The following is a 26,519-nucleotide window of genomic DNA, read 5'->3' on the forward strand; positions in this document are numbered from 1 at the left end:
CACCCTCTTCTTATTATTAAGTTGCGGTCGATATATTCTAATAATCGCTCATATATTTTTACTCTCCCCATCTTCTTCCTCTCTTAATCCATGCTACGTATTTTTGAAAGGCGGGCACTTCTTGTTGAAAACGAAGCGGAACATATAGAAAAAGAGTACATGTACATAGTATCCATAGAATACCTACTACAAAGTGGAATTTCATCGTTGTGCTAATAAACAAACTGAGGAATAAGACGAGGAACATAATCAAACTAAACCTTTTATATATAGTCATACTAATCTCCTCCTTATAACTTAATTGTACCAGCTACAAGGAATTAATTTCCATAATAAAAAGACCGAAAAGCAACTTCCACTTTTCGGTCTTTTTAACTATCTTCTCTTCGTAATTTTTCCTGAACCACCGACCCTCGTTTTCGGAGGAGATGTATTCCTTGGCGGCGTTTTAATAGATGATTTCGGCTTCACATCTGATCCGCTCGAGCCACCTGGTGTTTTTGTAATTTTTCCTTTGCTTCCAGTAGAAGGCGGAGGCGTACTACTTCCTTTTTTCGTAATACTTCCTGTATCTCCTACGGAAGGTTTCGAATCTACATTATCGCCTCGCTTAATGATAGATCCTTTCCCTTCCTTCGTAATTGGAGGAGGGGTTTTCTTTTCTTCTTTCGTAGGCGGTCTCTCTGGAATAATCGGTTTATGATTTTGTCTGTCATTATATCCGCGATAATCACCGTATGATGATTTTCGTGAACCGAATATATCGTTTAAAATACTCCCCATAATATATCCTTGCAGGAAGGATGGTTGGTAATTTTGACGGACAAATTCTTTATTACTTATTTCAATTAACGTATCAGATGGTTTCTCTTTATCCTTTTGAAGATTGTATATTTTATCAGAATAAACGAGGAACATTTGATTTTCGTCTTCTTTAGATGCTTGCTTCGGTTCTCTTTCATTAATGAGTTCCTTTGCGACTTCAGGAACTGACCGATTGGCGGCCCTATACACGTAAGATTCTTGTTTACCTTCTTTTGCGACAGATTCTAGCGGATAACGATCTTGAATCGACTTTGTCTGTCCGCCTTGACAACCTGATAAGGCATATCCAGCAACAACAAGTAATAGAACGATAGCAAGTATAGGGATTACGAACGATTTAATCATGGTAAACAATCGGTTTGACATGATTACGCCCCCTTACGTTGCTCTTATAATTTGTACATCAGCAGGAATAATTGCTTCTCCCTCATACATCATTGTGCGACCATTTTGCCATTCAATACGTAATAATTTTCGGTTATCTGATTGGAATTCCCATACGTACTGTTCCTCTGAAGCAGAGAATGGTGTTTTCCCCATCACAACAACACGTCCGTTATATTGCTCTTCCATATGGTACTCTGTATCATCCATTTCAATTGTCGTCGGAACTTCATCAATTGAATCTAAACGACCATCGATTGGTGTATATAATTTGTAATACGTATTTTCACGGTCTTCAATTTTTAAATAACGAATATCTTTCCCGTCTTGCAGCGTTAAAACAATTTCTTTACGAGAATGCATACTCGTTTTCCCAGTTAATTCATACATGACTAATGAAACTTCAATCATATCGCCAGGAGCTAACGTTAACAAACTTTTCTCTGGTTTCGGCGGTTCTGGGCTCTTCATTATATTTTTAATTCGTTTAAATAAACTCATGATTTACCCCTCCTTCTCTCTTTATAAACAAGCACCTAAAATAAGTGCACCAACGATATGTAATGATCCGGCCAACATCGCATGCGCAACACTGCCTTCTTTCGTACCTTCTTCTAGATCTAAACCAGACATTTTCTTTAACACAAATTCAATAAACATTTCTACTACTAATAAAATAACGAAAGAAACTGCTGATGCAAGTAGTGCTTGCCATAAGTCGTTTGCTTTCGTTATCGATTGAGATAAAATGTACCCTTGCGCGAATAATTTCATAACGAAACGAGTTGTTACAGCTGTATTCCCATTCTTTATTTCTTTTAAATCATTGTATTTAGTAAAAATTGAATCAACCCACATAATTGCAAATAAAAGTACTGCACTTGCTCCAGTCCATACAAGCATGGCTAACACATTTGTCCATGTCATTGCAAAACCTCCTCTAAAAAGTAATAGAAAACCGACATGAATTCTCTTCAGACATGTCGGTTTCTTTGTCTATTCTATATTATTTCTCATACTGCTTCATAATACGAGCTAATTCATCGTCAACAGCAGAATTTTTATTTAAGCTTGCGAATTCATCATCTAATGACTTTTCTTTTTTATAAACTTCGCCACTTGCTTCTGCTTCAGCCTCTAATTGAAGAGCTTTCTCTTCCATACGGCTTAAACCAGCTTTTGCTGAGTTTGAATCAAATCCAGACATCGCCTGATTAATATTCTTTTGTGCTTTCGCCGCATTTACACGTGCTACAAGTGTTTCACGTTTATTTTTCAGCTCTGTTAATTGCTTACGCATTTCTTCTAGCTTCAGGCGAAGATTATCAGCAGCAGCTTTATTTTGCTCATAGCTTGCTTTATATTCATTCATCTTTTGCTCTGCATTTTGTTTTTCTTCAAGAGCACGACGCGCAAGGTCAAGATTGCTTGCTTGAACAGCCATATGAGCTTGCTCTTCACGTTTTTTCACAAGTGCTTCTTGCTCTTCAAATAATATTTTGAATTTCTTCTCAAGTGCAATTTGAGCTGCTACACTTTTCTCAGCTTCTTGTACATCCGCTTGCATATCACGTAAATATTGATCCGTCATCTTAACTGGATCTTCCGCTTTTTCAATTAATGAATATACATTCGACATTGTTAAATCTCTTAATCGTTTAAATACAGACATTCTAATTCCTCCTATGACTTACCTCATATTTCAAATTCACTACTTGGAAAACTGAAAAATCTCCCTTAACAGTAAAGAATATTCATTTTTACAGCCTATGTGTTTATTATAACAAAACTAATATGTCCTTACATGTTATTTCCAAAATACAACCAATATAATATGACATTCTAGATAAAACATTGTATTCCTAATATATTCTCATTAACCCTCTTCAGAATTGACTTATTTTTATACACTTTCACTAAATTACATTATTGTAATGTTACTGTAAGCTAACTCGATAGTTACGTTGCAATATTTCTTATACACTAATACCAGAAGCAACGAACAAGCTTCTCATCATTTCAGAACTAATACAAAAATGTATTTACTATAAAACATATACAGGGAGAAATCATCATGAAAAAATTAGTAGGAATCGGATTAGCAGCAGCAATTTCATTTGGAGCATTATCAGGTTGTTCTTTATTAGGAGAGAAAGCGAACGGCTTTGTACTATATGGAACAGATGAGCAAGTTCAACAAATTACAGATAAAAACAAAAAAGAAGTGAAAGAAAAAGACTTCTATAAAATGAAAATGACAACGTTAGAAGGTAAAAAAGTTCTTGTCATGGATAAGAAAACTGGTGAAGAACTGGTGAAGAAAGAGTTACTTAGCAAAGTTAATGAAAAAGACGACACGAAACCACTTGATAAATTACCAGCTGTAACAGCAGAGCAAGGTGTATTATTTGCTAAAGAAAAGGTAGAAAATACTACACTTGATGGAGCAAAATTAAAATACGAAGGCAACACAATTATCGGAAGTGGCCGTGCATATGCCGACATGTTCGCAATCGTTGATGATGCAACTTACGGAAATGTAAAAGGCGATGAAAAATCTGTTGGAGTATTAAAATTCGATAAAGACCCTAGTAAAGAATTCCCTGGCTACAACGGCGTAGAAGCTTCTCAACTTGTAAAAATTAAAAAGTAAAACAAAAAAAGCTTTGCGAAATTTCGCAAAGCTTTTTTGCTATTTGTGAGCGATTTGCTCCATATCCGGACTACAAGTTTGAGACTGACATGACTTATTTAAAGAACATGCTGCGCATTTTCCTTTTTTACTTCTCTTTACAAAATTAACTAACGTGTATGCTGCATAACCAAAAATGATAGCTCCAATTATAATATTGACCATCACTCTAATACATCTCCTTCTAGAATCCGAGTAAGGATCCAACTTGGTATATAATGAACGTTAATACATAAGCAACAACGAGTGGATAAACGACAGAGAAAATCGTCCACTTCGCTGATCCTGTTTCACGTTTAATAACAGCTACTGTCGCTAAACACGGAACATATAATAAAATAAAGAACATAAATGCATATGCTGATAACGCAGTATAATGTGCTCCCATAACATTTCCTAGCACATCTTCTTTCACCGCATAAATAATTGCCATTGTAGAAACGACAACTTCTTTCGCTAAAAATCCTGTTAAAAGAGATGCTGCAGCTTGCCATGTTCCAAAGCCGAGCGGTGCAAATAGTGGTGCGATAAACCCACCAATCATCGCTAAGTAACTGTCTCCCATATCAACACCAAATCCTGATGGACCTGCATAGTTTAATAACCAAATGACAACAGAACCACCGAAGATGAATGTACCTGCTTTACGAACAAATCCTTTCCCTTTCTCCCACGTGCTTAGCCATAACGTTTTCGCTTGTGGCACGCGGTAAGGAGGTAGTTCAATGACGAAAATAGACTTTTCCGCTTTTAAAATAGTAAGAGACATAATTTTTGTAACTAATAACGCAAGAACAATACCTGCAACATATAAAGAAAATACAACAGTTGCCTGACTATTAGGGAAGAACACTCCCGCAAATAATGCATATACAGGTAAACGCGCTGAACAAGACATAAATGGTGTTACAAGAACTGTAAGTAAACGTTCTTTTTCTTGTTCAATCGTTCTCGCTGCCATAATACCTGGAACATTACATCCAAAACCGATAATCATCGGAATGAACGCTTTTCCGTTTAAACCGAAGAACTCCATAATTCGATCCATAACAACTGCAATTCGCGCCATATATCCTGAGTCTTCTAATAATGAAATGAAAAAGAATAGTGCAAAGATTTGTGGAACGAATACTAATACTGCACCAACACCGGCAATAATACCTTCTGTAACGAGTGCTTGAATAAAATCAGAAGCTCCAACACTTGTGAGACCAGCCGTCACCCAATCTGTAAGCTGTCCACCAAAAAAGCCATCTAACATATCCGATAAAGGTGTACCAATCCACGTAAACGTAACTTGAAAAATAAAAAACATAACTGCTAAAAAGATTGGAAGTCCTAAAATTTTATGTGTAATTAATCTATCAATTTTTTCCGAAAAAGGAATTTTTCCTTCTTTCTCATGCTTCATAACATTTGTTTTTAACTTTTCAATATACGCTTCACGAGTTTTGTAAATGTGCTCTTCCAACGTACAATCAAGTTTTCCTTCTAAGCGAGATCGAATGGCTACAAGTTCCTTATAAATTGGTAATGCTTTCATTTCTTTTTCTACTACTTCGTTATTGCTTAAAAATTGCAGGGCTAACCATCTTGGATGCTTATAATTCGCTGTCTCTAAAAGAGCTATTACCTCTCCAATTCCTTCATCCATTTGTACACCATATGAAATAATGAATGGCTTTTTCTCGTTTTTGTCATTTTCTTTAAGAGTAGCAAGTAGTTCTTCACAGCCTTTTCCACTTCTTGCAACGACAGGAACGACTGTTACACCTAATAGTTCTGATAATCGTTTTACATCAATTACAATACCTCGTTGCTTTGCCACATCGACCATATTTAATCCAATTGAAACCGGCTTTCCAAATTCAAGTAATTGCAACGTTAAATGCATATTTCTCTCGAATTGCGAAGAATCCACTATATTTAACATATGATGAAATTCGTCTGTTAGTAGAAAATTTGTAACGACACCTTCATCACGCGAAACTGGATTCAAATCATAAACACCTGGTAAATCAATTAATGTCCCTTGCTTATCTTTTAATTTACCAACCTTCTTTTCTACTGTTACACCGCTCCAGTTCCCTACATACTCATAAGAACCAGTAAGTGCATTAAATAATGATGTCTTTCCTGTATTCGGATTCCCTAGCAAAGCTACCTTATTCACGCTAATTCCACCTTTATCATTTTCGCGTCACAATGACGAATACTAATTAACTGTCCACGACACTCCAATGTACAAGGACCTTTGAACATCGCTTTTTGCTTCATGCGAAGTTCGCTTCCTTCAGAAAGACCGAAAGCAGCCAATCTTCTCTTTAGTAAATAATCTAAAGACTGAACACTTTTTACTAGCACTTTCTCACCGATTTTAATATCTACTAAGCTCATAACCTTCCCCCTCAGAAGAGAATGATAATTATTTTCAGAAAAATTATAGCACAATCTATTTCTCTTGTACTATACCCTTTTGCTTCATATTTATTAACATTTCACTACAATTCTATTTCAATAATTGTCATACCGTATTTATTTGCCATTCTCATCCATTTCGCTTACAATAAACAATAGCAAATAAAGAATCTCGTTATCACAGGGGGAGCCATGCCGCTGAGAGGGAACACTTCGTTCCGACCCTTCGAACCTGTTAGTTAATGCTAACGCAGGGATTGTGCAAACGTCCGAAATACATACCTCCTTTTTATTTACGTATTTCGTATCCTCCTATGATATCTATTCTTTTTTGTACAACTTGGATTTAGGGGGAGACAACATGCGTAACACCAATTTACAAGCGATGATCGAATCTGCTATTCTTGCAGCCTTCGCCATGACTATCGACATTTTACCACTATCACTTAAACTTCCAACAGGCGGTTCCATTTCATTTGCTATGATTCCTATTTTTATTATTGCATATCGCTGGGGCTTTAAATCTGCTTTCTTAGGTGGCTTAATTTGGGGATTATTACAAATTGTTGTAGGTGATGCTTACATTTTAACACCTGTTCAAGCATTTATTGAGTACTTCATTGCCTTTGCTTTTATTGGATTTGCTGGTTTATTCTATCGACCAATTCAAAAAGCACTTTTAACTTCCAATGAAAATAACGAAAGAAAGAAAGTTATTGGTTACATTATTCTTGCTACATTTGTTGGTAGCTTTGCACGCTATTTCTGTCATTTTATTGCCGGTATTATTTTCTTTGGGCAATATGCACCGAAAGGTCAATCAGCTGTGCTATATTCATTAATCGTAAATGGTACCACAATGCTTGGTTCTTTTATTTTATGTACAGTTTTACTTATATTTTTATTCCTTACTTCACCACGCTTATTCAAAAGCATCAGTGCTTATCAAATGAATACACAAAAAAAGGGCGCTTAATGAGCGCTCTTTTTTTCATATCGTAATATCAATTAAAAATACAATAAATGCACAAAAGAAAATAAATACCATTATACTTAGCCACTTGCTATGCACGGTTCATCGACTCCTTACATAACCTCATTTTCTAACCAGATTATATCGCTTAAAAATAAAGATTAGGTAAAGATAATATGAAAATAAATTAAAAAAGCGTAGCATGTACCATCTACGCTTTTTTTGGTAAGTAGAAGTAAAATAATACACCGTCTTCTGTATTCTTCACCCCATATTCAGCATCGTGTAGTTCTAAAATATTTTTAGAAATAGCTAGCCCAAGACCCGTTCCACCTTGTGAACGCTGACGAGCTGCATCCACACGATAAAAACGATCCCAAATTTTATCTAATTGTTCTTCTTCAATGTGAGTACCTTTATTTTCAATACACACTTTTATACGATCCTGCTCATCTATTGTGGAAATCATAATATCCTCTTTATTTGGTGTATAACGTATGGCATTCGTAATGAAGTTTACGATGACTTGTTCAATCCGACTTTGATTTGCCATCACTTCAACTGAACATATATTTTTATGCACACGAAGTTCTTTTTTCTCTATCTCCACAGAAAGGTATTCACATATATCTTCAATTACTGAATCAATATAAAATAAATCCTTTTTCATTTTATATGTACCTGACTCAAATTTAGCTAACTCAAGCATATCCAAAATTAAAGTATCCATTTTATCTACTTCTCGTTCCATCGCCTGAAAATAGTACTCTTTTTTATGTTCAGCTACTCCATCTTTTAAAATAGAAATACAACTTTTCATAATACTCAGCGGTGTTTTCAATTCATGCGACACACCAGAAATAAATTCTTTCCGCGTATTTTCTAACTTTCTTTCCTTTTCAATATCTTGTTCTAGCTGTCCAATATGCGAATGAAGTTTATTAGATAGTACATTAATATTATTCGATAAATCACCAATTTCATCTTTTGAAGTAATCGGAATTTTTTCGGTGAAATCTAAATGCGCTATTTTCTTCGTGGTATCATTTATTTTTAATAACGGCTTTGCAATTTGTTTTGAATAATAAAACGAAGCTAGAAAAATGAGAACGACTACAAATGCAATGATGTAAATGTAGTAATCTTGCACCATTTGTACTGCTTCATCTACAGGCTGTAAAGAAGCCATTGCATATATATATGCTACTGATCCGTCTTTTTCTTTTATTGGCTTAATTAATAATTTATATTTTATATCATTCTTTTCATAATCCATTGTTTGTGTTGTATATCGTATTTTATTGCTTTCTTTTAATAATAAATCAGTTTGAAAAACCTTAATATTATCTAAAAATATGCTATTTTTATAAATTGGATTCACAGGACCGTTTACATCTGGTAACTGTACTTTTGTAACACGTCCTCCTATGTAAAAATCTGGTTCTTGGGCAGCTTGCTCCTGAACGGCCGGCCTCTTCTCCTTAACAACTTGTTCCCCGACTGCTTTCTTTTTCTCCTCATATAATTTACTCATTTTCTCATTAAATGCTTTTTCTAACGGTTTATTAGATCCGCTTAAATTCTGCTTAGATAAAGAAAAAGAGAATGGAATAAAACTATCTTCTTTTCTCACTCCAGAAAAATAAATTTCTTGTCCTAAAAACTGCTCTGATGATTTATTATCAATCTCCTCTATATTGACGAGATTACCTAAGGGAATCTTGAATATTTGTTGTCCAAAGCTCTTTTGTTGCATACGATTTATTGTTACTTCAAAATAAAAATCATCCGCATGTTTTAAATTCCCATTCTGATCTAACGTTGTAATCCACGTATTATTTTCTCTTAAAAAATCTTGCTCCAGCTTCTGAATTCCTTCTGCACTTCCTGCATAATTCAAATAATTCTTCTCAAAAGAATTTAAATTCACTTTAATATCTTCTACTTTTCGATTCGCATAATATTGTTTGAAAAATATCGTTTGTCCAATAAATATCGTCGCTAAAATTAACATGCATAATGCTGTTGTGAGGGTAAATAATTTTAGTACAATCCCTTTTCTCATACATTTCCCTCAAATTTATAACCTGTTCGTACTACAGTTGTAATACACTTTGCTTTCTCTCCTAATTTATTTCTTAAATTACGAATATGACTATTAACCGTTCGATCATCACCAGCAAATTCATATCCCCAAATTCTTGAAATTAATTGTTCCCTTGTTAGTACAATTCCTTGGTTTTTCATGAAATACACTAATATTTCAAACTCCGTATGCGTTAAACTAACATCTGCCTCATCAACAGTAACAGTACGTGACGGAAAATGGACGTGGATGCCATGAATCGATAAAGTATCATCTTCGTTCTCTAAAGGTTTCTTCGATGCTTTTCTACTTTCTAATAATCGGTTCGCTCTTGCTAATAAAATTGGTGGGCTATACGGCTTCGTCACATAGTCATCCGCCCCAAGTTCAAATCCAAGTAACGTATCATCTTCATCTACACGTGCCGTCAGCATAATAATAGGAACCTCAGATGTTTTACGAATTCTTCGGCAAACAGACCATCCATCAAGTTCTGGCAACATAATATCTAAAATAACTAAATCAACCTCTTCTTCCTCAAATACAACTAAAGCTTCTTTCCCATCTCTTGCTTCAAACACTACATATTGCTCGCTCAAAAAATAATCTTTTAAAATTTCACGCAAAATATCTTCATCTTCCACAATTAAAATGTTTTTTGACATAACTTGTGTATCCCCCTTCCGTTTTCAGAAACTATCACTTCATTTTGAATAACTAGCCGTTAACTTCGCCTCGATAATATATCTATCTGGTGCATCCCCTATATAATCAAATGGATAGCAAGTCGTCAGTGTTAATATCGGTTCTTCTTTTTTTATAATAACAGTACGATCATCTGCATGGGTAATCCATGTCTTTTGAATTTCATATGTGTAAATTTTATTATCATACTCTAAAACAAGAGTATCTTTTTCTTTTAACTCCCCTAAATCGGTAAATACAGTATCCCGGTGCCCACTCAAAACAGTATGTCCACCTCCAGATGGCGTTGTCGTTAAATCACTAACGAACATTCCAACTCCTTTCTTCAACGTTGTCTCATCTGCTCCCCAATATATAGAAAACTTCTTCTTTATTTTCGGTATATGTAACAGTGCAACCTTTTCTCCTTCTTTATGTTCTGTTTGAGAAGAAGGTACTTGGGAAGTTACAGGCGTTTCATAAGAAAGTTGATTATCTTGTATATTTTCAAGGCTCTTTAATTCTTCTTTTGTTAATTGTTGAGCAGAGCTTTTTCCTTTATACCATTCCATAGCGTAATATGATCCCATAAATAGTCCTATGGCCATCAATATGATACCGATATAATTGAGTAACTTCATGTTCATCCCTCCATGCCAAAAATGGTAGGAATAACCTACCATTTTTAATATATGAAATTATTCCATTCTTTATAGGACAATATTTTACTTACGCCTTAACTTTATTGCGACGATTCAAACCAAATAATGTCCCTATCCCTACAAGACATGCGCTTAGTGCCATCATTGCTACATTATTGGATGCTGTGTTTGGTAATTTTTCACCTTGTACAACTGGCTTTGCTACTTCTTTTTTTACTGCACCATTTTTTTGTTGTACTTGTGCTGCTTCTTTTTTTGCCATATCATTTTTCAACTGTTCTTGTGCTATTCTCTTTTTCTCTTCTTCACTTTTTTGCTGTTCCTTAATCGCTGCTTCTTTTTTCGCTTTATCGTTTTTCAACTGCTCTTGCGCTATTCTCTTTTTCTCTTCTTCACTTTTTTGCTGTTCTTTAATCACTGCTTCTTTTTTCACTTTATCTTGCTGCAGTTGCGCCTGTTCTTCCTTCGTTACTGTTCCAGTATCCGCGCTTGCTACTGAAGAATATCCTACTGTTAAAAGTGCCATTGCACAAATTGGTAATAGTTTCTTTTTCATTTTATTTCTCCCTTTTTATACTTTTTACATCACTTCGCATCGGATGTATCACTAGAATAAACAAGAGATATAAATATAAAATGCAGATGAAATATATTTCATTTAAAGATTTCATTGTAGAAAAATAAAAAAACATCGCAATATATACGATGTTTTTTCGGGTGTGTGTCTCAATATTTACATGTTACTTTCGCATGATTTAGAAGTAGAACGGGCCGGAGCGATAACTAATTGTCTCGGCTCAGTTTTCTTTAAGTGATTTTTGACGTTACACTTACGACGTTGAACAACCCACACTTTAATAGGGTTTGTCAAAATAATCTTTTGCTCTTCATTAGGGGCCTCTTCTTCAAACCTACAACTTTCGCTCCATTTATTCCATTTCATTGTAAATTTAGAAGAAGAATGATCGTCTTCTCGATCAAACAAGTGCAAAAAGTCCATTTCGCCAGCTAGCATTACGGTGTTGCTAGTTGCTAAAAAAGAAAAGGTCGTCCAACGTTTCTCCATGCCCTCCTACTCCTTTTTCACATATAGAGTGCCTAAAACTTAATTTACCTAAAATATGCTTGCCTTTTACCTTACACCTATAGTTTATCCAAAACACTACTATGCAACTATCGATTTGCCTTACAACTACCTTACATTTTTGTAAGAAACAAAAAACCTTCACTCTCTATACGTGAAGGTTTCTCAGTTCTCATCTATATGATCTTTCATATGATCGACTCCAGCTTCTTGCAGCTGCGACATCATACCGTGGGAAATTGCGCCTAATACTAAAGTCATTCCAATTAGTGAAATCCGAATCGCTGGTACATCAATTATGTAAGCCAAACTGCCAAGAACAATTGTTAAAAACAATGCTTTTATAAATGTTGCACTTGTATACTCTTTCTTTCTCATCATAATCACCCTTTTGGAAGCGTTTTCTTTATATAATCAGTATATCATATCATCTGACTATATTGTGGGGATTTCTGTAAAAAACTTATATCTTCTTTGACTTTTCCCTTTCTTTCCTTTACAGTCGAAATGTTCACAAGTTTTACACTGTAGGAGGACTCCAATGAATATTGAAATAAAAGATACTTTAATTTCTGAAGAAAAATTACAAGAAAAAGTAAAAGAACTAGCACTTCAAATCGAACGTGACTTTGAAGGAGAAGAAATCGTAGTAATCGCTGTATTAAAAGGATCTTTCGTATTCGCTGCCGATTTAATTCGTCACATTAAAAACGATGTAACAATCGACTTTATTTCTGCATCTAGCTACGGAAATCAAACAGAAACAACTGGAAAAGTAAAACTATTAAAAGATATTGATGTAAACATTACTGGAAAAAACGTAATTGTCGTAGAAGACATTATCGATTCTGGTTTAACACTTCACTTCTTAAAAGATCACTTCTTTATGCATAAACCGAAAGCATTGAAATTCTGTACATTACTTGATAAACCTGAGCGTCGTAAAGTAGACTTAAAAGCTGAATATGTTGGCTTCCAAATTCCAGACGAATTTATCGTTGGCTACGGTATCGACTGTGCAGAAAAATATCGTAACTTACCATTTATCGCTTCAGTTGTAACGGAATAATATAATAGAATAAACTTTCATCAATTATTGGTGGAAGTTTATTTTCTATCACGATTCGTAAAAGACAAAGGGAGAGAAAAAAATGACAAAGACAAAATTTGAAAAAGTACTCCTCATCGTAAATCCAAAAGCAGGGCAAGGCGATTTACATACGAACTTAACGAAAATCGTACCACCTCTTGCCGCAGCTTTTCCTGACTTACATATCCTTCATACGAAAAAGCAAGGTGATGCAACAAAATATTGTCAGGAGTTTGCTAGTAAAGTAGATTTAATTATCGTCTTTGGTGGTGACGGCACTGTATTTGAATGCACAAACGGCTTAGCACCTCTTGAAACTAGACCTACACTTGCAATCATTCCAGGCGGAACTTGCAACGACTTCTCTCGCACACTCGGTGTTCCGCAAAATATTGCAGAAGCAGCAAAACTTATCACAAAGGAACATGTAAAACCAGTTGACGTTGCAAAAGCAAACGGACAACACTTCTTAAACTTTTGGGGCATTGGACTTGTCTCTGAAGTATCAAACAATATTGATGCAGAAGAAAAAGCAAAGCTTGGGAAAATTGGTTACTACTTAAGTACCATTCGAACTGTCAAAAACGCTGAAACATTTCCAGTAAAAATTACGTACGATGGACAAGTATATGAAGACGAAGCTGTCCTTGTTATGGTTGGAAACGGTGAATATCTTGGCGGTATCCCGTCCTTTATTCCGAACGTAAAGTGCGACGACGGAACACTTGATATTTTCGTAGTTAAATCAACTGGTATTCAAGCGTTTAAAGATTATATCGGAAAGAAACTATTTGAAGACTCAAATGAAAATGACATCTTCCACGTAAAGGCGAAATCCATTCATATTGAAACAGAAGAAGAAAAAGAAGTAGATACAGATGGAGAAAGCTCGCTTCATACACCTTGTCATATTGAACTATTACAAGGACACTTTACGATGATTTATAATCCTGCGATTGTATAATATAAAAAGACGAGCTAAAGTTCCAACACTTCGGCTCGTCTTTTTATTAGCAATTCATTTTGATTTACTCTTTAATTTTTAATATAAATTTTCGTAATCAAACTCCGCCCAATCTTTCCAGTGCGTATTAGAATCCTTATTCACAATAATGGTTAGATCTTTCTGCTCTATTGCAGCGGCTACTGATTGGAAAAATTCATTTTCACTTACTTTCTCGTCTTCAACATGTTGCCATTTTTCCGTTTCATATGCTACTTCCCAATCACCTTCTAAGCCGAACTCTTCTAAAATTTCTTCTTTTTCCCACCATAATAAATTTCTAGCTTCATCATTAGTCGCAAGCATACGCATGAAATCTCTTGGATAAGACTCTATCGTTTGTACCTCTATTTCATTATTCATATAATCTTCTTCTGTAAATTGATATTCAAAATGATGTTCGCGAATTTTTACACTACCGCTATGTATATTAGGTATAAATTCACCTTCATCATCAAATAATTCATAATCTCCATCATTTAATTGCAAAATACCATCATCACCAATTGTATGATTTATTCTATCACCGTATACGTGGATATCATTGCATACACCTAATGAACCTACACCGACAACTTGAAATACCATTAACCAATCCTTATTGTCTTTAAAGAAAAGAGAGAATTTCACTTGTGAAATATCCATATATTCATTATCAAAGGTAGGAAATTCATAGTTATTTTGCTTTTTATCTAATAGTTTCAAAATATCTTTTTGCATCTGTATCATCTTCACCTCTATATAAAACTTTCAATTTCACCAGAGTATAGCATAGACATAACTGCCTTTCATTTTCTAATAATACTTCTAATAAAATAGCAAAATGGCCTGTTTGCATACCCTAGTTCTTTTTAGATACAATGAAGGAAAGAAGCAACCTGACACAAGGGAGAGGAAAAGCTGTGTTCAGCCAACAGTTAGTTAATTTACGCATTGATTTTGCATTTAAACAATTGTTTGGTACGAATGGTAGTGAAGATATTCTAATTGCATTTTTAAACGCTATGTTACAAGAGTCTTTAGATTCACCCATTACTTCTCTTCAACTAGAAGATCCGCATTTACATCGGGAATATGAAGAGGATAAGTTATCTATTTTAGACATTTCAGCAACATTAAACACAGGTACAAAAGTAAATGTAGAAATACAGCTCAATAATAATCACGATATGATGAAACGTAGTTTATATTATTGGGGAAAATTATACACATCTCAATTACAAAAAGGAATGCCATACAGCGCTCTTCGTAAAACCATCACCATTAATTTATTGAACTTCATAATGTTTTTAGATCACAAAGAATTTCATACAACAGGCACATTATGGAATACACAACAACAAAAATTCTTGAGTGATGACATAGAAATTCACATTGTAGAAATTCCAAAGTTAACAAAACAATGGCATGAAGAAAAAGTAAATCCGTGGAAAAATCCATTTGTTCGTTGGCTTTTATTGCTTTCAGCAAATGAGGATGAGCACTTAACTAAAACATTGGAGGATATTACTATGAACCAAGATCCTATTTTACAAAAAGCGATAAATAAATGGGAACGTATGAGTCAAGATTCTTCTTTCCGACAAGCCTATGACGCAAGGGAGAAAGTTTTAATGGATGAAGCAGCAAAATTCGCCCACGCAGAGACAGAAGGAATAAAAAGAGGAATGGAACAAGGAATAGAACAAGGAATGAAACGAGGGCTTGAAAAAGGTATTGAAAAAGGGCGAAAAGAAGGGGTTCAACAAGGAAAAATTCAAATGATTAAAGGTATGCATGATCTTGGTATACCACTTGAAACAATTGCTAAGGCAAGTAAATTAAGTGTGCATGAGGTTGAGCATATTTTAAAACATAAATAGTAATAAAAAAGGGCTTGAGTTGTTTCAAGCTCTTTTTTATCAACTTTCCTCAATATTATCCAATTTAGTCTTATAACATTCATTACACTCTAGCATAGTAGAAAGAATCCCTCTTTCGTCAGGTAATAACATCCTCAAAACTTCTCGATCTATCTCTACGAAATACTTCATAATAATGGGATATCCTTCAATAATATTCGTATACTCAATTCCTTTTTCAAATTTTTTTCCGCTCTTTATTTCTTCTATTTTCAACATAAAAAATCCGAAACCATACAAAATGACTTCGGATTTCCTATAGTTAAAATATTAAATTACATTTCGAACAAAAAGGAGCAGAATTTCCTCTCCGAATTTTCGCATCACATTTTGGACAATATACATATCGCTCTTCTATCCTTTGTCGTTCTATCATCTGTAAAGATACGACTCTCATACTACACATAATCCCAATTAATATAAGGCTAACGATGAGTAGCATAACCCTCACTCCCCTCTTTATATTTTACCATAAAATAACAAAACCGATTTCCTTATTGAGAATCGGTTTTATCTTTATAATCCTAACTTCGCCTTCGCGCCATCAGCAATTTTATCTACCTCTATTTCTACTTTATCATGTAAAAACTTACCTCTCGTAATGACATGCCAGTATGAGCCTTTTTGTAATTTATCTACTCCATCAATTGTTACTTCTTTCTTATCTCCATTCTCATCATAAGCTGTAACTGTATATTCAAACCCTTTATTTCCACCTAACTCTTTTTCATCTGTATCAATAATTGCGTAACGATATTCTAAATCAAGGAATGGATGGATGGATTCATTCTATCAATCGCAGCACTCCCGTTTAATAAATATGCCGCTCCTGCGACGATAACAAGTAATGCTCCAAAAATAAACCTTTTCATCTATATTCCGCCTTTCATTATGTTTTCTTTAAGATGTTTCTAAGTATAGAGCGTATTTCTTAATAAAAACTCATACGGTTTCTTAACATCTCCTTAAACTAAAAGTGAAATATTAATTAGAAAGATCCAAACAGCAAAAAGTAACTTTTCACACTACCATTGACAAAATCACACCCATAGTGTAATTTTACACCACAAGAAAAAAGGAGCTGCATTATGGATAAACAAGAATTTATTGAACTCGTTAATTCAAAATTAAAACTCATTCGTGTTGAGAACGATTTGTCACAAGAAAAAATGTCAGAAGTTATTGGTTTATCGAAGAAAACATTAGTAGAAATTGAAAAAGGAAGACGCACGCTAACATGGTCAGGTGCAGTTTGCGTCGTAACACTCTTCGAACAGAGCGATACAGTCCAGATGACATTCGGGGATGATGTGAATGAAATTATAAAAACAATCGCTTTTACACATTACAATACGACCTTCCCGAAGACGTTAGGAGGAAAAATGTGGTGGCGACAAATAAAAGAATTAAATGGTTACCAAATACAACAAAATATTTTATCTCAACATTATAGAATTTTAGATAAAGAAGACCGCAGAATATGCCATTCATTCGAATTGGATGAAATTGAAAAGCGATTTATGGAAATGGCAAAAACATCTCAATAAAGTTCAACTAATCGGGCTTTTACGGGCAGCCCGACTCCCACCTAACTTCTTCGCTCCAACCAAATTTTGAGGTGGGGTCCCTACTTACCCATTTATGCCGGATAAATTTATTAAACTTCATAATGTTTTCAAAACAAAAAGTCTTCCATGCAACGAGCATACTATGGAAGACACAACAGCAGAAACGCCTAAGTGATGACATAGAAATTCCAAATTTAACAAAACAATGGCATGAAGAAGATGTAGAAAAACACCGAGAAGGTTGCCGGTATACACTGTATCAAATTGAATGATTACCAAAGCTTTCAACGATGATTTATAATCCTCAGCTTATATAATCCTTATTTTGCTATACTTTAACAATTACTAACCTTCGCATTTTTTCAAAAAATAAAGTATAATGAACTAATATAAAAAAGGTTGTTAACAAAATCGTTAACAACCTTTTTTGTTTTTCTGAAAAACTTTTCAATTTAAGGGAGCGATCACATGTATTGGAGAAAAAATGATAAACCTGTAGTAGAACCAGAAGCAATTGCTGTATGGGAATGCCTAGAAGAAAACTGCCGTGGATGGATGCGTAAAAACTTTGCATTAGAAGCAGAACCGAAATGTCCGTTATGCAAAAGCGATATGGAAAGCGGCGAACGCTTATTACAAAAGATATAATAAATTCTCTTCTTCACCTTTTATAAACTGAAACATAGAGGATTCTCTTTCTCCTTATTTACAATGTGCATCGAAAGCAAATAAACTATACAAAAAGTTTTGCGTATCCTCGCAAAGCTTTTTCAATATCTCAAACTCATTCCAACTATCATTCTTTACTAAAAAAATAAATTACATTTTGAATAAAAAGGAGCAGAATTCCCATTTCCAGTTCTCCCATTACACTTCGGACAATACATATACAAACCTTTGTCTCTCTACTATCCCAAAAACTACTACTTTCATCCCGATCATAATTCCTATCAAAATGATGCTAAAAATCAATAACATAGTGTATCCTCACTTACAAAAAAAGTGAAATATTAGGAAATCTTATGTCATATTTTATACCCCTATATTCATTAGATCAATTCGCTACAATCATTTCTATATGGTTTCAAAACAATCTAATATAAACTTTTACTAGATTTATATCTAGGATTACATACTACACCTCTTTCGGAAGGACAATTTTTTATAGGCTCATACAAAATTTTATGCTTGAATCTTAAGACGAGTAAATCCAAATACAGATCCTAACGCTACAAGACATGCACTTAGCATCATCATTGTTACGCTATTTGATGCTGTATTTGGTAGTTTTTCTCCTTAAGAATATTAAAAAGCCCCAAACTATAATAGTTTGAGACCCTTGAATTCTATATTCTATTTTTGAGTAAGAAACAAACTTTTATTTTTGATTTTTTCCTTTTGTACTTAATAAATAAGATTAAATGATATAGGAATAAAGTATTTACTTCTCATCTTTAATTTTAATTTTCGCTTGTTTATAAAAATCTAATTTCTCTTTGTTATATTCTTTTGTATATCCATTAAATTTCTCTTTTTCTCGTTGAATGTCCTCATTCATTTGATTTACACCTTTAATCTTTTCACTAATCTTTTTTAAGTTCGTTTCTTTTTCGCCTAAGCTTTTATATACTTCTCTTTCAAATCCCATTAATTTTTGATACGAATCATTTATCTTATTAAAAGATGCATAGCGCTTTTTATAAATATCCTGTATGTTTTTTGCTTGTTTTTGAAGAGCAGCATCTTCCATTTTATCTATAGTTTTATGAACTGATTTTATTTCTTCCTGTGCTTTTTCAAAAGCTTCTTTTTCTTTGTTCCATACTTTTTCACGTTCGTCCATGCTTTTTGTAGCTTGCTCTATCTTCGGCATAATTGCTTGGTTACTATCTTTACCATCATTTATAATTTGATTGTATAACTCTTGACCTTGTTTTTCTAAACCCTCTAGTTTTTTCGCATCTTCAGAAACCGCCTTTTCTTGCTTCGTTGCATTTTCAAATGCGACGTACAATTCTGCTTCTGGCTTTGCGCCAAAACACCCTGTCAATAAGCTTATAGATATAATTCCGGTAATCGTTAACGCTTTATAAGTCAATGTCAATTCCTCCTATGTTACATTCGTTTATCATGCATAAAGTTCAAGGGGAAATGATCATCTTCATGATATGCTTCAAATTCATACCCTTTTTCTTTTAAACCTTTAATAATAGCCGGTACTGCAGCGATAGTTTGCGGATGAATATCGTGCATTAAAATAACTTCTTTGGGATTTGTCGCACTAGCAAGTACATTTTGAACAATTTTCGCTTTCGCAGTATCAATTGGTATACTATTATATTCCCAATCTAATGAATCAATTGTCCAATCCCATACTCTAAGACCATTTTCTACAACTTTATTACGAAGTTCTTCGTGTAATCCTGGCTTTGAACCATATGGTGGGCGTGTTAGTTTTGGGGCATGTCCGAGAATACTAGCAATTAAGCCTTGATCCTCTTTCATTTCATCTACGTAGCCACCTTGGGCATATAATTTTCTATTATTGTGCGTCATACTATGCATACCAACATAGTGTCCTTCCGCTTCTTCTCGTTTTACTAAATCAGGGTATGATTTTACATTTTGACCGATTAGAAAAAATGTTGCTTTTGCATCATTTTCCTTTAATATGTCTAGTAACTGTGCCGTATATTTTCCTGGTCCGTCATCAAAAGTAAGATAGGCAATTTTCCTAGTTTGACCATTAAATTGCGTTGGTGCAACCTTATTCATCTCCACTTTTATTTGTTCATTTGCATTTTGAACTGGATTCTCTTGATTTGCTATCGCTTTTGCAGGTGAAGTTATCGCTTGAAATACAAAAAAAGCCCCTCCCACTACAACTATAGCTACCATCATTACAACTATATTCTTTACCTTTAACAGTTTCCCCATTCTATTAATTCCTTTCTACGTCCATTACTTACTTATACTAAAAATATTACTCTAGTTTTTTACCCCTTCCCCCGGCATCCATTCTATTTTTCCTTTGGAAGCACAATCCTCTTATATAATTGAACAGTGATCAAATAGTAGACACCGTAAATGATTAAAAATATACAAATCGGAAGTCCAATATTCACATATGGATTTACAAAAAACTTAACAAATGTAAATATATTCATTCCTACCAAAACGTGTATAAGACCCAATATGGCTGGAAATAAAAATACAATGCCTAATTCTTTATACATAGATTGTATAAGTAATTCTTTACGTACCCCAATTTTCCGAAGCATCTCATACCGCCCTATATCTTTCGTAGCTCCAGAAAGGATCTTAAACATTAAACAACTTGCCATCATAGCTAAAAAAGCAAGACCTAAAAAGAATCCCATAAAGGAAGTTCCTTTTGAAAAGACGAGCATAGATTCATAATCACCATAGTTTGTTGGTAAATATACGTCTTCCTTAGGCTTATTAATAGCAGCGGCTATTTTTTCGATTTGACGATTATCCATCTCTTTCAACTCTGTCTTATACCGTAAAATATTATCGATTTTAGCAATAAAAAACGTATGCTCATTACCTTGAATTGCTTCATACCGGTTTTCGTCGACGATATAGACAGGTATTCGATCATATACAGAAATATTCGATCTAAAATCACTATCCATACTCTTATCCCAATTCAGCGGTAACGTAGAACTAGATGGATCAACTTCCTCCCCCTTAAACATCCTATAGCTCGAAGATGGAAGTTGTTCAAAAATATGTGTTGTCTCTTTCTTTCCGAACAACAGTGGAGGATTCGCTAATAATTCCTCTTTTAAATAGTAAACAGCCTCATTATCAACTTTATATTTATATTGTTTTTTATCTACAATTTTCATTTTTTCCATAGCTTTATAATCCGCTGCTTCTGGATCATGAATTGTAATATCATACCCTGACATTCTTTCTGCTGAAAGGATTACATTTTTCTGTAAAGACATGCCACCAGCCATTGCCCCCACGCCAAGACCAATTAACATCGTTACCGTTCCTAATATTTTCGCCAAACTACTTACACGGAACTGCAATTGTGCAAATGTAAATGCATTTAATTTCTTCTCATTTAAATAGTGCGTTTTCTTTAGCCTATTAACAATCATAGGTAAGAGTGAAATAAATATAAGGTATGTTCCAATTGTAATCGTGAATAATGGAAGCATAATGGCGCCAGCACCTTTTATTCCTACGAAGATTACGAAATAATATCCTACACCTAGTCCTAGCAAACTACATAAGAGTAACAATATCGTGGCTGGTCCTTTCATTCGTATGCGCTCCGTTTGCTGCTCTGTACGAATTAAATCTAGTTCTGTTTTAAGTGCTATACGAATGGCATTCACAACGGATGTAAGTAGAAATAACGCACTAAAGAATATAAATGTTATTTTGAATGCAGGACCATAAAATGCTTGATAACCTTCCGCTGAAATTTCCAATTGTTTCGTTAGAAATTTGCTAACGAAATTGGAAAGAATAGCTCCGAACACACTCCCTAATGCTAGTGAAATCATTCCCATAGACAATGTCTCAAAAAATAAAAGTTGGCTGATTTTACTCTTTTTGGCCCCTAAAACAAGATACATGCCGAGTTCCTTCCGCCGGAGTGAGAGAAGAAATGAGTTTGCATAAAAAATATAAAAGAATGTAATAAACGCCACCAAAATCGATCCTATTTGAAATACAAATACGATTGAACCAATAATACTGTTATTCATTGTAAACTCTTTATTTAACGCAAGCGTTTGAAACATATAAAAAATAGAAATTGAGATGACAAGACCTATTAATAAAACGATATAATCCTTAATCATTTTTTTCATACTAGAAATAGAAAGTTTTAATAACACACTCTACACCCACGCTTCTCTACAGTGTGGTGTACTACATTCATCTTTTTACTATAACCTCTTTGTACAATGTTCTCTTCAAATATTAAAGTTTTCATATTGCCTCCTGTCATTTGGCTAGTGCTGCGATCATGCTATTTTCATAGCCACTAGCTATCATTTTATCTTTTCCCTACAAACAGCAATATTGATTCCTCTTACATTATCCTTACATTTTTGTAATGTACACTTCCGAAAAAAACATTACAATATGCAAATCAAACATTTTATAATCCGATTCATATACCTTTTGACATCAATATTCTCACGCTCAAATAATATATTTACACATATAAAGTCGAAGGATATTATATAGGTTTTCTAGCCTATTTGAGAGGTTATATAAATAATTAATATTAAAAATGTACAAAAAAAAGCCCCACTGTAATACTTAATAACTTTGCACTTATCATCAGTTTACCTCTTCATTATAATTGTCCGAGATAAAGATAAGATAAAGATAAAATAAAAACATTATAAATATATAAGCATATATTATTAAATTTAGTACCGTTTTACTTTTCCTTATCCCTCTTACTCTTTATTTTACGTTCATTCTCTTCGTTTCTAATTCACCTCTCAAAGGCACTACATAAAACTATTATTTAGGTTCTATTAAAATTACATCTTCTAAATCATATAAATTCGCCTTTGGTTTTGCATAAATAATATAAGCAAGACCATATTGATCCGGTTCTTGCTCTATCACCTCTGCTACTTCAAGGCCAGGTGGTATTTTCTGACTCAATTCAGAGGTAATAATACTATCACCTATTTTTATTTCTTTCGCTTTATCTGATGGAATATTATCAATTCGAAGAGCCTGTTTTTTCTTATCATACCCTGTAACAAATCCTAAAATGGATGAATTATTTTGAAGGGTGATTGCTAAACGATTCGTTCGTTCATCATTCGTAATTAATTTCACAACAGATGTATATTGATCTACACTCTCTACCTTTCCAATAAAACCTTCCACTGTAATAACAGCCATACCAACCTTTACACCATGTTGTGCTCCTCTATCAATAGTGACTTCTCCATACCACTCTTCTGCTACACGAGTTACTACTGTAGCTTGAATTAAATTGTATTTTCCTTGTTCCTTTAATTCTTTCGTTTTGTTGATAAGTTTAGTAAGGTTTTCTTTCTCCTCACTTAATATTTGCACTTTACTCTTTAACGATTCTTGATGTTCAATTTTCCCTTTCAATACCTGATTCTCTCTATATACTTTATAGATGTCTTCTATATTATGAACAATATTTTGGACATGCTTATTATTTGTACATACATACACCATCAATAAAGCCAAAAGAATAATTGAAAGAAATAATAATATTTTCTTCTTAGAAACCTGCATAATTATCCTGCTACTCCCTACTATTTTTTATCTACATACTATAGAATACTAGTCATTGTACACAGAAGAAATGCAGTTTAAATAAAGTTAAGATAAACTTTATCTTCTTCATAAAAAATTTAGAACTTATCATATACTGCTACAATCTTCGAAGTTTGCTCGTTACCTTATCCATGGAATACCACTTATAATTTCTATAACTAATTATGTTGTATTTGTACTTTCTTAGGTATTTCATCTATTTGTACTTCTTCCCATTCCATACCATAACTTCCTTTAGATCTAATCTTTAAATATGCTCCTATTCTTAAATGTTTTGAAGCAGTCATCGCAATCTTTTGCTCTTGACCAGATTCATTATATCCTTTGAATTTATATTCCCATCTAGCAAAACCTTTGTTTTCAGCTCCATATTTACCATCATTATCAACAACAGCATAATAAATATCTTCTTTAATAAATGGATTGAATTGATCTACAATCGGTCCCCCCTTTCCTATAAGTAATGTAACTCCAACTATAATCAATACGATAAACGAACTTATTTTTTTCATGAAACTTTCTATTCTCCTCTTCTCAGATACTTCCCCTTAAAGGACTTCCTCTAAATCCATCGCAGCGCTATTACGTATTAAAATGTAACCAAATTTCCTAGTGCTCTTCTAATTAAATTGGCAATAAGATAATAAATTGAATAACCCCATTTTCATATTCTGCTCGAATTTCTCCTTTGTGCAATTCAACAATGCTTTTTGCAATTGCAAGTCCCAAACCTGAACCTTCTACAGCTCTACTTCTCGATTGATCTTTTTTATAAAAACGCTCAAACAAATTCTCTAATTCTATTTTTGTAAATTCTTCACTATGATTCGCTATAGAAATTTTGATATGCTGTTCTTCTCTTTGAAGTAAAACCCGAATTTCTGCTTTATCTATACTGTATTTAATTGCATTTATTAAAAGATTTTCAAACACACGTACCATTTTTTCTGAGTCCACAACAGCATATATACGATCTTCTTGAAATTCTTTTACAAAAGAAATATTATGCTCCTCCGCTTGTGGTACTAGCTCTTCTATTAATTGATCAAGTAGTTCATTTATACACACTTCTTGCGAATCTAACGCCATATTTTCATCTGTTAGTTTTGTATACTCAAACAAATCTTCTATTAACATCTTCAACTGCTCTGATTTTGAAAAGGCAATTTTTATATACTCATCATGCTGTTCTTTATTTTCATATTTCGCATCACCTAGTAAACGTAAATACCCCATAATAGAAGTAAGTGGTGTTCTTAAATCATGTGATACATTTGTAATCAATTCACTTTTTTGCTTCTCTATTTGTTTTTCCTTTTCTATATTAGCCAAAAGCTTTTCTGCCATTTGATTAATATTAGAAGTTAATAAACCTATTTCATCTTGACCCGCCTGTTTGATTTTATATTGTAAATTACCTTTCGAAAACTCCCTTACTCCTTCTGCCATCGCTTCAATCTGATTCATCTTCCTTTTCGTTATATAAAAGAAAGATAGTATAAAAGTGATAAAACCTAGTAAAGATGGAAATGGGCTGCTATCATTCACTATATACTTCACATTTCCTTGTGGTATACCACTTGCAATGATATACATATTTTCCGTATTAACAGTAACCGGATAAAAAGTTGTAAACTCCTTACGCTTTTGTTCAGTTCCATCTTGAATTAAATTTTGCGCCTCTACATATCGTACTTGATCCATTTTAAAATCCATCACATTACGCATCGTCTCATGAAGATTGATTTGTTCTTCCGGCGCTCCCTTTGTTTTATAAACGACTTTCCCATTCTCATCTATTATTAAAATCTTCAGTTGATTTTGGTGATTCAATTGATCAAGCAATTCTTGTATATTAATTTCCTTACCTTCCTCGGTTATACTTTCAACAAGCCTTTGTGTCTGTCCATCAATGGCTTCCATACCTGATGCATAATCAATGATAGAAATTTTATTCGCATCCTCGAAAAAAGAAGATGAAGACCATCCTACTAATACCCCGAGTAACGTACAAAAAGTAAATGTAGCCATTAGCTGTATCCGTATGCTCTTTTCCAAATAACTCACTATTTTACCTATCATTTTTTTAAAAACTTGATTCATCCATATTATCGGTTCAAATATCTTTCTCAATCTTATAGCCAACTCCCCATACCGTTTTAATGTACCGAGGCTTCCTTGGAATCGCCTCTATCTTTTCACGTATTTTCCGAATATGTACCATCACAGTATTATCGGATTGGAAAGCTTGCTCTTTCCATACTCTTTCATAAATTTGTGCTGCATTTAATACCATTCCTTGATTTCGTGCAAGCAATTCTAATACCTCAAACTCTCTCGGTGTCAATTTCGCCTCTTTATTTGCAATAATGACCTGCCGTGTTACTATATTAATTTTCATATCTCCAATTTCTATTTCATTTTCATCCTGTACACTTGTCCCGCTCATTTTCATATATCTCCGAAGTTGTGATTTAATACGAGCAATGAGTTCCAGTGGATTAAATGGTTTGGCTACGTAATCATCTGCCCCAGTTGTTAATCCTAAAATCTTGTCCATATCTTGCGTTTTTGCCGAAAGCATAATAATAGGCATTTCCGCTATTTCTCTCACTTTCATACACATATGAATACCATCTATTTTCGGCATCATAATATCAAGGACGATTAGATGCACGTCTCTTTTCTTTACTATTTCTAAACCCTCTTCACCATCTCCAGCTTGTAATACTTCGTAACCCTCATTCTTCAAATAGATAGTGATAAGTTTTCTAATTTCCTTCTCATCGTCCACGATAAGTATCGTTCCTTTACTCACAAAA

31 protein-coding genes, 2 pseudogenes and 1 riboswitch are annotated in these 26,519 nt (G+C 33.8%); of the genes and pseudogenes, 7 read left to right on the forward strand and 26 right to left on the reverse strand.

Annotated features, from left to right (window positions below; all coding sequences use genetic code 11):
* Positions 1-58: 58 nt before the first annotated feature.
* From FS802_RS24035 to FS802_RS24055, 5 genes are all read right to left on the reverse strand, one after another.
* Positions 59-277: a hypothetical protein gene (locus FS802_RS24035; protein WP_088123596.1), complete on the reverse strand. Its 219-nt coding sequence runs from the start codon at positions 275-277 to the stop codon at positions 59-61.
* Between the two features lie 98 nt (positions 278-375).
* Positions 376-1,191 (reverse strand): DUF4247 domain-containing protein, encoded by an 816-nt coding sequence (locus FS802_RS24040; RefSeq protein ID WP_098654852.1) that lies wholly within the window; start codon positions 1,189-1,191, stop codon positions 376-378.
* 12 nt (positions 1,192-1,203) lie between these two features.
* Complete coding sequence (locus tag FS802_RS24045; protein ID WP_000051753.1) at positions 1,204-1,710, reverse strand: DUF4178 domain-containing protein; 507 nt, start codon at positions 1,708-1,710, stop codon at positions 1,204-1,206.
* Between the two features lie 21 nt (positions 1,711-1,731).
* The gene (locus FS802_RS24050; protein WP_000220323.1) at positions 1,732-2,136 is read right to left on the reverse strand and encodes a DUF350 domain-containing protein; all 405 of its coding nucleotides are present in this window, start codon (positions 2,134-2,136) and stop codon (positions 1,732-1,734) included.
* A 79-nt stretch (positions 2,137-2,215) separates the two neighbouring features.
* A complete protein-coding gene (locus FS802_RS24055) occupies positions 2,216-2,881 on the reverse strand; it encodes a PspA/IM30 family protein (protein WP_000110287.1) in 666 nt (221 codons plus the stop codon).
* A 402-nt stretch (positions 2,882-3,283) separates the two neighbouring features.
* Here FS802_RS24055 and FS802_RS24060 point away from each other — a divergent pair, with 402 nt between their 5' ends.
* Positions 3,284-3,862 (forward strand): lipoprotein BA_5634 family protein, encoded by a 579-nt coding sequence (locus FS802_RS24060; protein WP_098654851.1) that lies wholly within the window; start codon positions 3,284-3,286, stop codon positions 3,860-3,862.
* A 39-nt stretch (positions 3,863-3,901) separates the two neighbouring features.
* Here the strand turns inward: FS802_RS24060 and FS802_RS24065 are convergent, their stop codons facing one another.
* The 3 genes from FS802_RS24065 to FS802_RS24075 are packed head-to-tail and all read right to left on the reverse strand — an operon-like array spanning position 3,902 to position 6,298.
* Positions 3,902-4,069 (reverse strand): FeoB-associated Cys-rich membrane protein, encoded by a 168-nt coding sequence (locus FS802_RS24065; RefSeq protein ID WP_000989597.1) that lies wholly within the window; start codon positions 4,067-4,069, stop codon positions 3,902-3,904.
* Positions 4,070-4,085: 16 nt separating this feature from the next.
* A complete protein-coding gene (gene feoB / locus FS802_RS24070) occupies positions 4,086-6,074 on the reverse strand; it encodes a ferrous iron transport protein B (protein ID WP_098654850.1) in 1,989 nt (662 codons plus the stop codon).
* Positions 6,071-6,298, reverse strand: a complete 228-nt coding sequence (locus FS802_RS24075) for a FeoA family protein (protein WP_000060521.1) — start codon at positions 6,296-6,298, stop codon at positions 6,071-6,073. Before FS802_RS24075 ends, feoB begins: the two co-directional genes overlap by 4 nt.
* 194 nt (positions 6,299-6,492) lie before the next feature.
* A riboswitch (TPP riboswitch) is annotated at positions 6,493-6,594 on the forward strand.
* Positions 6,595-6,680: 86 nt separating this feature from the next.
* Here FS802_RS24075 and thiT point away from each other — a divergent pair.
* Positions 6,681-7,295 carry an energy-coupled thiamine transporter ThiT gene (gene thiT, locus FS802_RS24080; RefSeq protein WP_098654849.1) on the forward strand — a complete coding sequence of 205 codons (615 nt, stop codon included), beginning with the start codon at positions 6,681-6,683 and terminating at the stop codon, positions 7,293-7,295.
* A 208-nt stretch (positions 7,296-7,503) separates the two neighbouring features.
* On the opposite strand, the gene FS802_RS24085 is transcribed toward thiT, so the two are convergent.
* From FS802_RS24085 to FS802_RS24110, 6 genes are all read right to left on the reverse strand, one after another.
* Positions 7,504-9,357 carry a sensor histidine kinase gene (locus FS802_RS24085; protein WP_098654848.1) on the reverse strand — a complete coding sequence of 618 codons (1,854 nt, stop codon included), beginning with the start codon at positions 9,355-9,357 and terminating at the stop codon, positions 7,504-7,506.
* Positions 9,354-10,043, reverse strand: a complete 690-nt coding sequence (locus FS802_RS24090; RefSeq protein ID WP_000041861.1) for a response regulator transcription factor — start codon at positions 10,041-10,043, stop codon at positions 9,354-9,356. The genes FS802_RS24085 and FS802_RS24090 overlap by 4 nt, the downstream gene beginning before the upstream one ends.
* A 39-nt stretch (positions 10,044-10,082) precedes the next feature.
* A complete protein-coding gene (locus tag FS802_RS24095; RefSeq protein WP_000771570.1) occupies positions 10,083-10,703 on the reverse strand; it encodes a class D sortase in 621 nt (206 codons plus the stop codon).
* An 88-nt stretch (positions 10,704-10,791) separates the two neighbouring features.
* The gene (locus FS802_RS24100) at positions 10,792-11,280 is read right to left on the reverse strand and encodes an LPXTG cell wall anchor domain-containing protein (protein ID WP_098654847.1); all 489 of its coding nucleotides are present in this window, start codon (positions 11,278-11,280) and stop codon (positions 10,792-10,794) included.
* A gap of 177 nt (positions 11,281-11,457) precedes the next feature.
* Positions 11,458-11,790, reverse strand: a complete 333-nt coding sequence (locus FS802_RS24105; RefSeq protein WP_098654846.1) for a hypothetical protein — start codon at positions 11,788-11,790, stop codon at positions 11,458-11,460.
* A 183-nt stretch (positions 11,791-11,973) separates the two neighbouring features.
* Positions 11,974-12,189, reverse strand: a complete 216-nt coding sequence (locus tag FS802_RS24110) for a hypothetical protein (protein ID WP_002096247.1) — start codon at positions 12,187-12,189, stop codon at positions 11,974-11,976.
* Positions 12,190-12,349: 160 nt separating this feature from the next.
* On the opposite strand from FS802_RS24110, the gene hpt reads away from it, so the two are divergent.
* Entirely contained in the window at positions 12,350-12,877 is a 528-nt protein-coding gene (hpt, locus tag FS802_RS24115) for a hypoxanthine phosphoribosyltransferase (protein WP_001019292.1), read from the forward strand.
* Positions 12,878-12,959: 82 nt separating this feature from the next.
* A complete protein-coding gene (locus FS802_RS24120) occupies positions 12,960-13,862 on the forward strand; it encodes a diacylglycerol/lipid kinase family protein (protein WP_098654845.1) in 903 nt (300 codons plus the stop codon).
* A 78-nt stretch (positions 13,863-13,940) separates the two neighbouring features.
* On the opposite strand, the gene FS802_RS24125 is transcribed toward FS802_RS24120, so the two are convergent.
* On the reverse strand, positions 13,941-14,621 hold the full coding sequence (locus FS802_RS24125) for a DUF7003 family protein (protein ID WP_098654844.1): 681 nt from the start codon (positions 14,619-14,621) through the stop codon (positions 13,941-13,943).
* A gap of 182 nt (positions 14,622-14,803) precedes the next feature.
* Between FS802_RS24125 and FS802_RS24130 the strand changes: the two genes are divergently transcribed.
* On the forward strand, positions 14,804-15,763 hold the full coding sequence (locus FS802_RS24130; RefSeq protein WP_098654843.1) for an Rpn family recombination-promoting nuclease/putative transposase: 960 nt from the start codon (positions 14,804-14,806) through the stop codon (positions 15,761-15,763).
* Between the two features lie 39 nt (positions 15,764-15,802).
* Here FS802_RS24130 and FS802_RS31900 read toward each other — a convergent pair whose 3' ends face one another.
* From FS802_RS31900 to FS802_RS24145, 3 genes and pseudogenes are all read right to left on the reverse strand, one after another.
* A complete protein-coding gene (locus FS802_RS31900; RefSeq protein ID WP_098654874.1) occupies positions 15,803-16,021 on the reverse strand; it encodes a hypothetical protein in 219 nt (72 codons plus the stop codon).
* A 43-nt stretch (positions 16,022-16,064) separates the two neighbouring features.
* Complete coding sequence (locus FS802_RS24140) at positions 16,065-16,244, reverse strand: hypothetical protein (protein WP_002096244.1); 180 nt, start codon at positions 16,242-16,244, stop codon at positions 16,065-16,067.
* A 74-nt stretch (positions 16,245-16,318) separates the two neighbouring features.
* A pseudogene (locus FS802_RS24145) lies at positions 16,319-16,674 on the reverse strand (YxeA family protein).
* Between the two features lie 216 nt (positions 16,675-16,890).
* Between FS802_RS24145 and FS802_RS24150 the strand changes: the two are divergent.
* Both FS802_RS24150 and FS802_RS24160 read left to right on the forward strand, forming a co-directional pair.
* Positions 16,891-17,349 carry a helix-turn-helix transcriptional regulator gene (locus FS802_RS24150; protein WP_048541088.1) on the forward strand — a complete coding sequence of 153 codons (459 nt, stop codon included), beginning with the start codon at positions 16,891-16,893 and terminating at the stop codon, positions 17,347-17,349.
* A gap of 489 nt (positions 17,350-17,838) precedes the next feature.
* Complete coding sequence (locus tag FS802_RS24160) at positions 17,839-18,018, forward strand: cold-inducible protein YdjO-related protein (RefSeq protein WP_000289929.1); 180 nt, start codon at positions 17,839-17,841, stop codon at positions 18,016-18,018.
* 534 nt (positions 18,019-18,552) lie between these two features.
* Here the strand turns inward: FS802_RS24160 and FS802_RS31775 are convergent.
* The 8 genes and pseudogenes from FS802_RS31775 to FS802_RS24200 all read right to left on the reverse strand — a co-directional run.
* Positions 18,553-18,666: pseudogene (locus FS802_RS31775) on the reverse strand (LPXTG cell wall anchor domain-containing protein); the annotation flags it as partial.
* Positions 18,667-18,811: 145 nt separating this feature from the next.
* Positions 18,812-19,468 (reverse strand): YkyA family protein, encoded by a 657-nt coding sequence (locus FS802_RS24170; RefSeq protein ID WP_000221147.1) that lies wholly within the window; start codon positions 19,466-19,468, stop codon positions 18,812-18,814.
* A gap of 17 nt (positions 19,469-19,485) precedes the next feature.
* The gene (locus FS802_RS24175) at positions 19,486-20,307 is read right to left on the reverse strand and encodes a peptidoglycan-N-acetylglucosamine deacetylase (protein ID WP_098654842.1); all 822 of its coding nucleotides are present in this window, start codon (positions 20,305-20,307) and stop codon (positions 19,486-19,488) included.
* Between the two features lie 83 nt (positions 20,308-20,390).
* Positions 20,391-22,253, reverse strand: a complete 1,863-nt coding sequence (locus FS802_RS24180) for an FtsX-like permease family protein (protein ID WP_098708253.1) — start codon at positions 22,251-22,253, stop codon at positions 20,391-20,393.
* A gap of 640 nt (positions 22,254-22,893) precedes the next feature.
* Positions 22,894-23,655 (reverse strand): rod shape-determining protein MreC, encoded by a 762-nt coding sequence (gene mreC / locus FS802_RS24185; RefSeq protein ID WP_001198151.1) that lies wholly within the window; start codon positions 23,653-23,655, stop codon positions 22,894-22,896.
* A gap of 200 nt (positions 23,656-23,855) precedes the next feature.
* Entirely contained in the window at positions 23,856-24,209 is a 354-nt protein-coding gene (locus tag FS802_RS24190) for a YxeA family protein (RefSeq protein WP_000724320.1), read from the reverse strand.
* Between the two features lie 112 nt (positions 24,210-24,321).
* Positions 24,322-25,830, reverse strand: coding sequence for a sensor histidine kinase (locus tag FS802_RS24195; RefSeq protein ID WP_001225801.1), 1,509 nt, complete (start codon positions 25,828-25,830; stop codon positions 24,322-24,324).
* Entirely contained in the window at positions 25,814-26,515 is a 702-nt protein-coding gene (locus tag FS802_RS24200) for a response regulator transcription factor (protein WP_000033681.1), read from the reverse strand. The genes FS802_RS24195 and FS802_RS24200 overlap by 17 nt, the downstream gene beginning before the upstream one ends.
* Positions 26,516-26,519: the final 4 nt, after the last annotated feature.

Source organism: Bacillus sp. DE0042 (genome assembly GCF_007680225.1).
In the GTDB taxonomy this organism is placed as follows: Bacteria; Bacillota; Bacilli; order Bacillales; family Bacillaceae_G; genus Bacillus_A; species Bacillus_A wiedmannii.

Bases quoted from the DNA above. Each gene is read 5' to 3' on its own strand.
- FS802_RS24125 (WP_098654844.1), bottom strand. From the start codon at position 14,621: ATGCAAAAAGATATTTTGAAACTATTAGATAAAAAGCAAAATAACTAT.
- FS802_RS24040 (WP_098654852.1), bottom strand. From the start codon at position 1,191: ATGTCAAACCGATTGTTTACCATGATTAAATCGTTCGTAATCCCTATA.
- FS802_RS24175 (WP_098654842.1), bottom strand. From the start codon at position 20,307: ATGGGGAAACTGTTAAAGGTAAAGAATATAGTTGTAATGATGGTAGCT.
- FS802_RS31900 (WP_098654874.1), bottom strand. From the start codon at position 16,021: ATGTTGAAAATAGAAGAAATAAAGAGCGGAAAAAAATTTGAAAAAGGA.
- FS802_RS24085 (WP_098654848.1), bottom strand. From the start codon at position 9,357: ATGAGAAAAGGGATTGTACTAAAATTATTTACCCTCACAACAGCATTA.
- FS802_RS24190 (WP_000724320.1), bottom strand. From the start codon at position 24,209: ATGAAAAAAATAAGTTCGTTTATCGTATTGATTATAGTTGGAGTTACA.
- FS802_RS24095 (WP_000771570.1), bottom strand. From the start codon at position 10,703: ATGAAGTTACTCAATTATATCGGTATCATATTGATGGCCATAGGACTA.
- FS802_RS24120 (WP_098654845.1), top strand. From the start codon at position 12,960: ATGACAAAGACAAAATTTGAAAAAGTACTCCTCATCGTAAATCCAAAA.
- FS802_RS24105 (WP_098654846.1), bottom strand. From the start codon at position 11,790: ATGGAGAAACGTTGGACGACCTTTTCTTTTTTAGCAACTAGCAACACC.
- FS802_RS24140 (WP_002096244.1), bottom strand. From the start codon at position 16,244: ATGCTACTCATCGTTAGCCTTATATTAATTGGGATTATGTGTAGTATG.
- mreC (WP_001198151.1), bottom strand. From the start codon at position 23,655: ATGCAGGTTTCTAAGAAGAAAATATTATTATTTCTTTCAATTATTCTT.
- FS802_RS24060 (WP_098654851.1), top strand. From the start codon at position 3,284: ATGAAAAAATTAGTAGGAATCGGATTAGCAGCAGCAATTTCATTTGGA.
- hpt (WP_001019292.1), top strand. From the start codon at position 12,350: ATGAATATTGAAATAAAAGATACTTTAATTTCTGAAGAAAAATTACAA.
- FS802_RS24045 (WP_000051753.1), bottom strand. From the start codon at position 1,710: ATGAGTTTATTTAAACGAATTAAAAATATAATGAAGAGCCCAGAACCG.
- FS802_RS24075 (WP_000060521.1), bottom strand. From the start codon at position 6,298: ATGAGCTTAGTAGATATTAAAATCGGTGAGAAAGTGCTAGTAAAAAGT.
- thiT (WP_098654849.1), top strand. From the start codon at position 6,681: ATGCGTAACACCAATTTACAAGCGATGATCGAATCTGCTATTCTTGCA.
- FS802_RS24050 (WP_000220323.1), bottom strand. From the start codon at position 2,136: ATGACATGGACAAATGTGTTAGCCATGCTTGTATGGACTGGAGCAAGT.
- FS802_RS24160 (WP_000289929.1), top strand. From the start codon at position 17,839: ATGTATTGGAGAAAAAATGATAAACCTGTAGTAGAACCAGAAGCAATT.
- FS802_RS24090 (WP_000041861.1), bottom strand. From the start codon at position 10,043: ATGTCAAAAAACATTTTAATTGTGGAAGATGAAGATATTTTGCGTGAA.
- FS802_RS24110 (WP_002096247.1), bottom strand. From the start codon at position 12,189: ATGATGAGAAAGAAAGAGTATACAAGTGCAACATTTATAAAAGCATTG.
- FS802_RS24150 (WP_048541088.1), top strand. From the start codon at position 16,891: ATGGATAAACAAGAATTTATTGAACTCGTTAATTCAAAATTAAAACTC.
- FS802_RS24055 (WP_000110287.1), bottom strand. From the start codon at position 2,881: ATGTCTGTATTTAAACGATTAAGAGATTTAACAATGTCGAATGTATAT.
- FS802_RS24100 (WP_098654847.1), bottom strand. From the start codon at position 11,280: ATGAAAAAGAAACTATTACCAATTTGTGCAATGGCACTTTTAACAGTA.
- FS802_RS24035 (WP_088123596.1), bottom strand. From the start codon at position 277: ATGACTATATATAAAAGGTTTAGTTTGATTATGTTCCTCGTCTTATTC.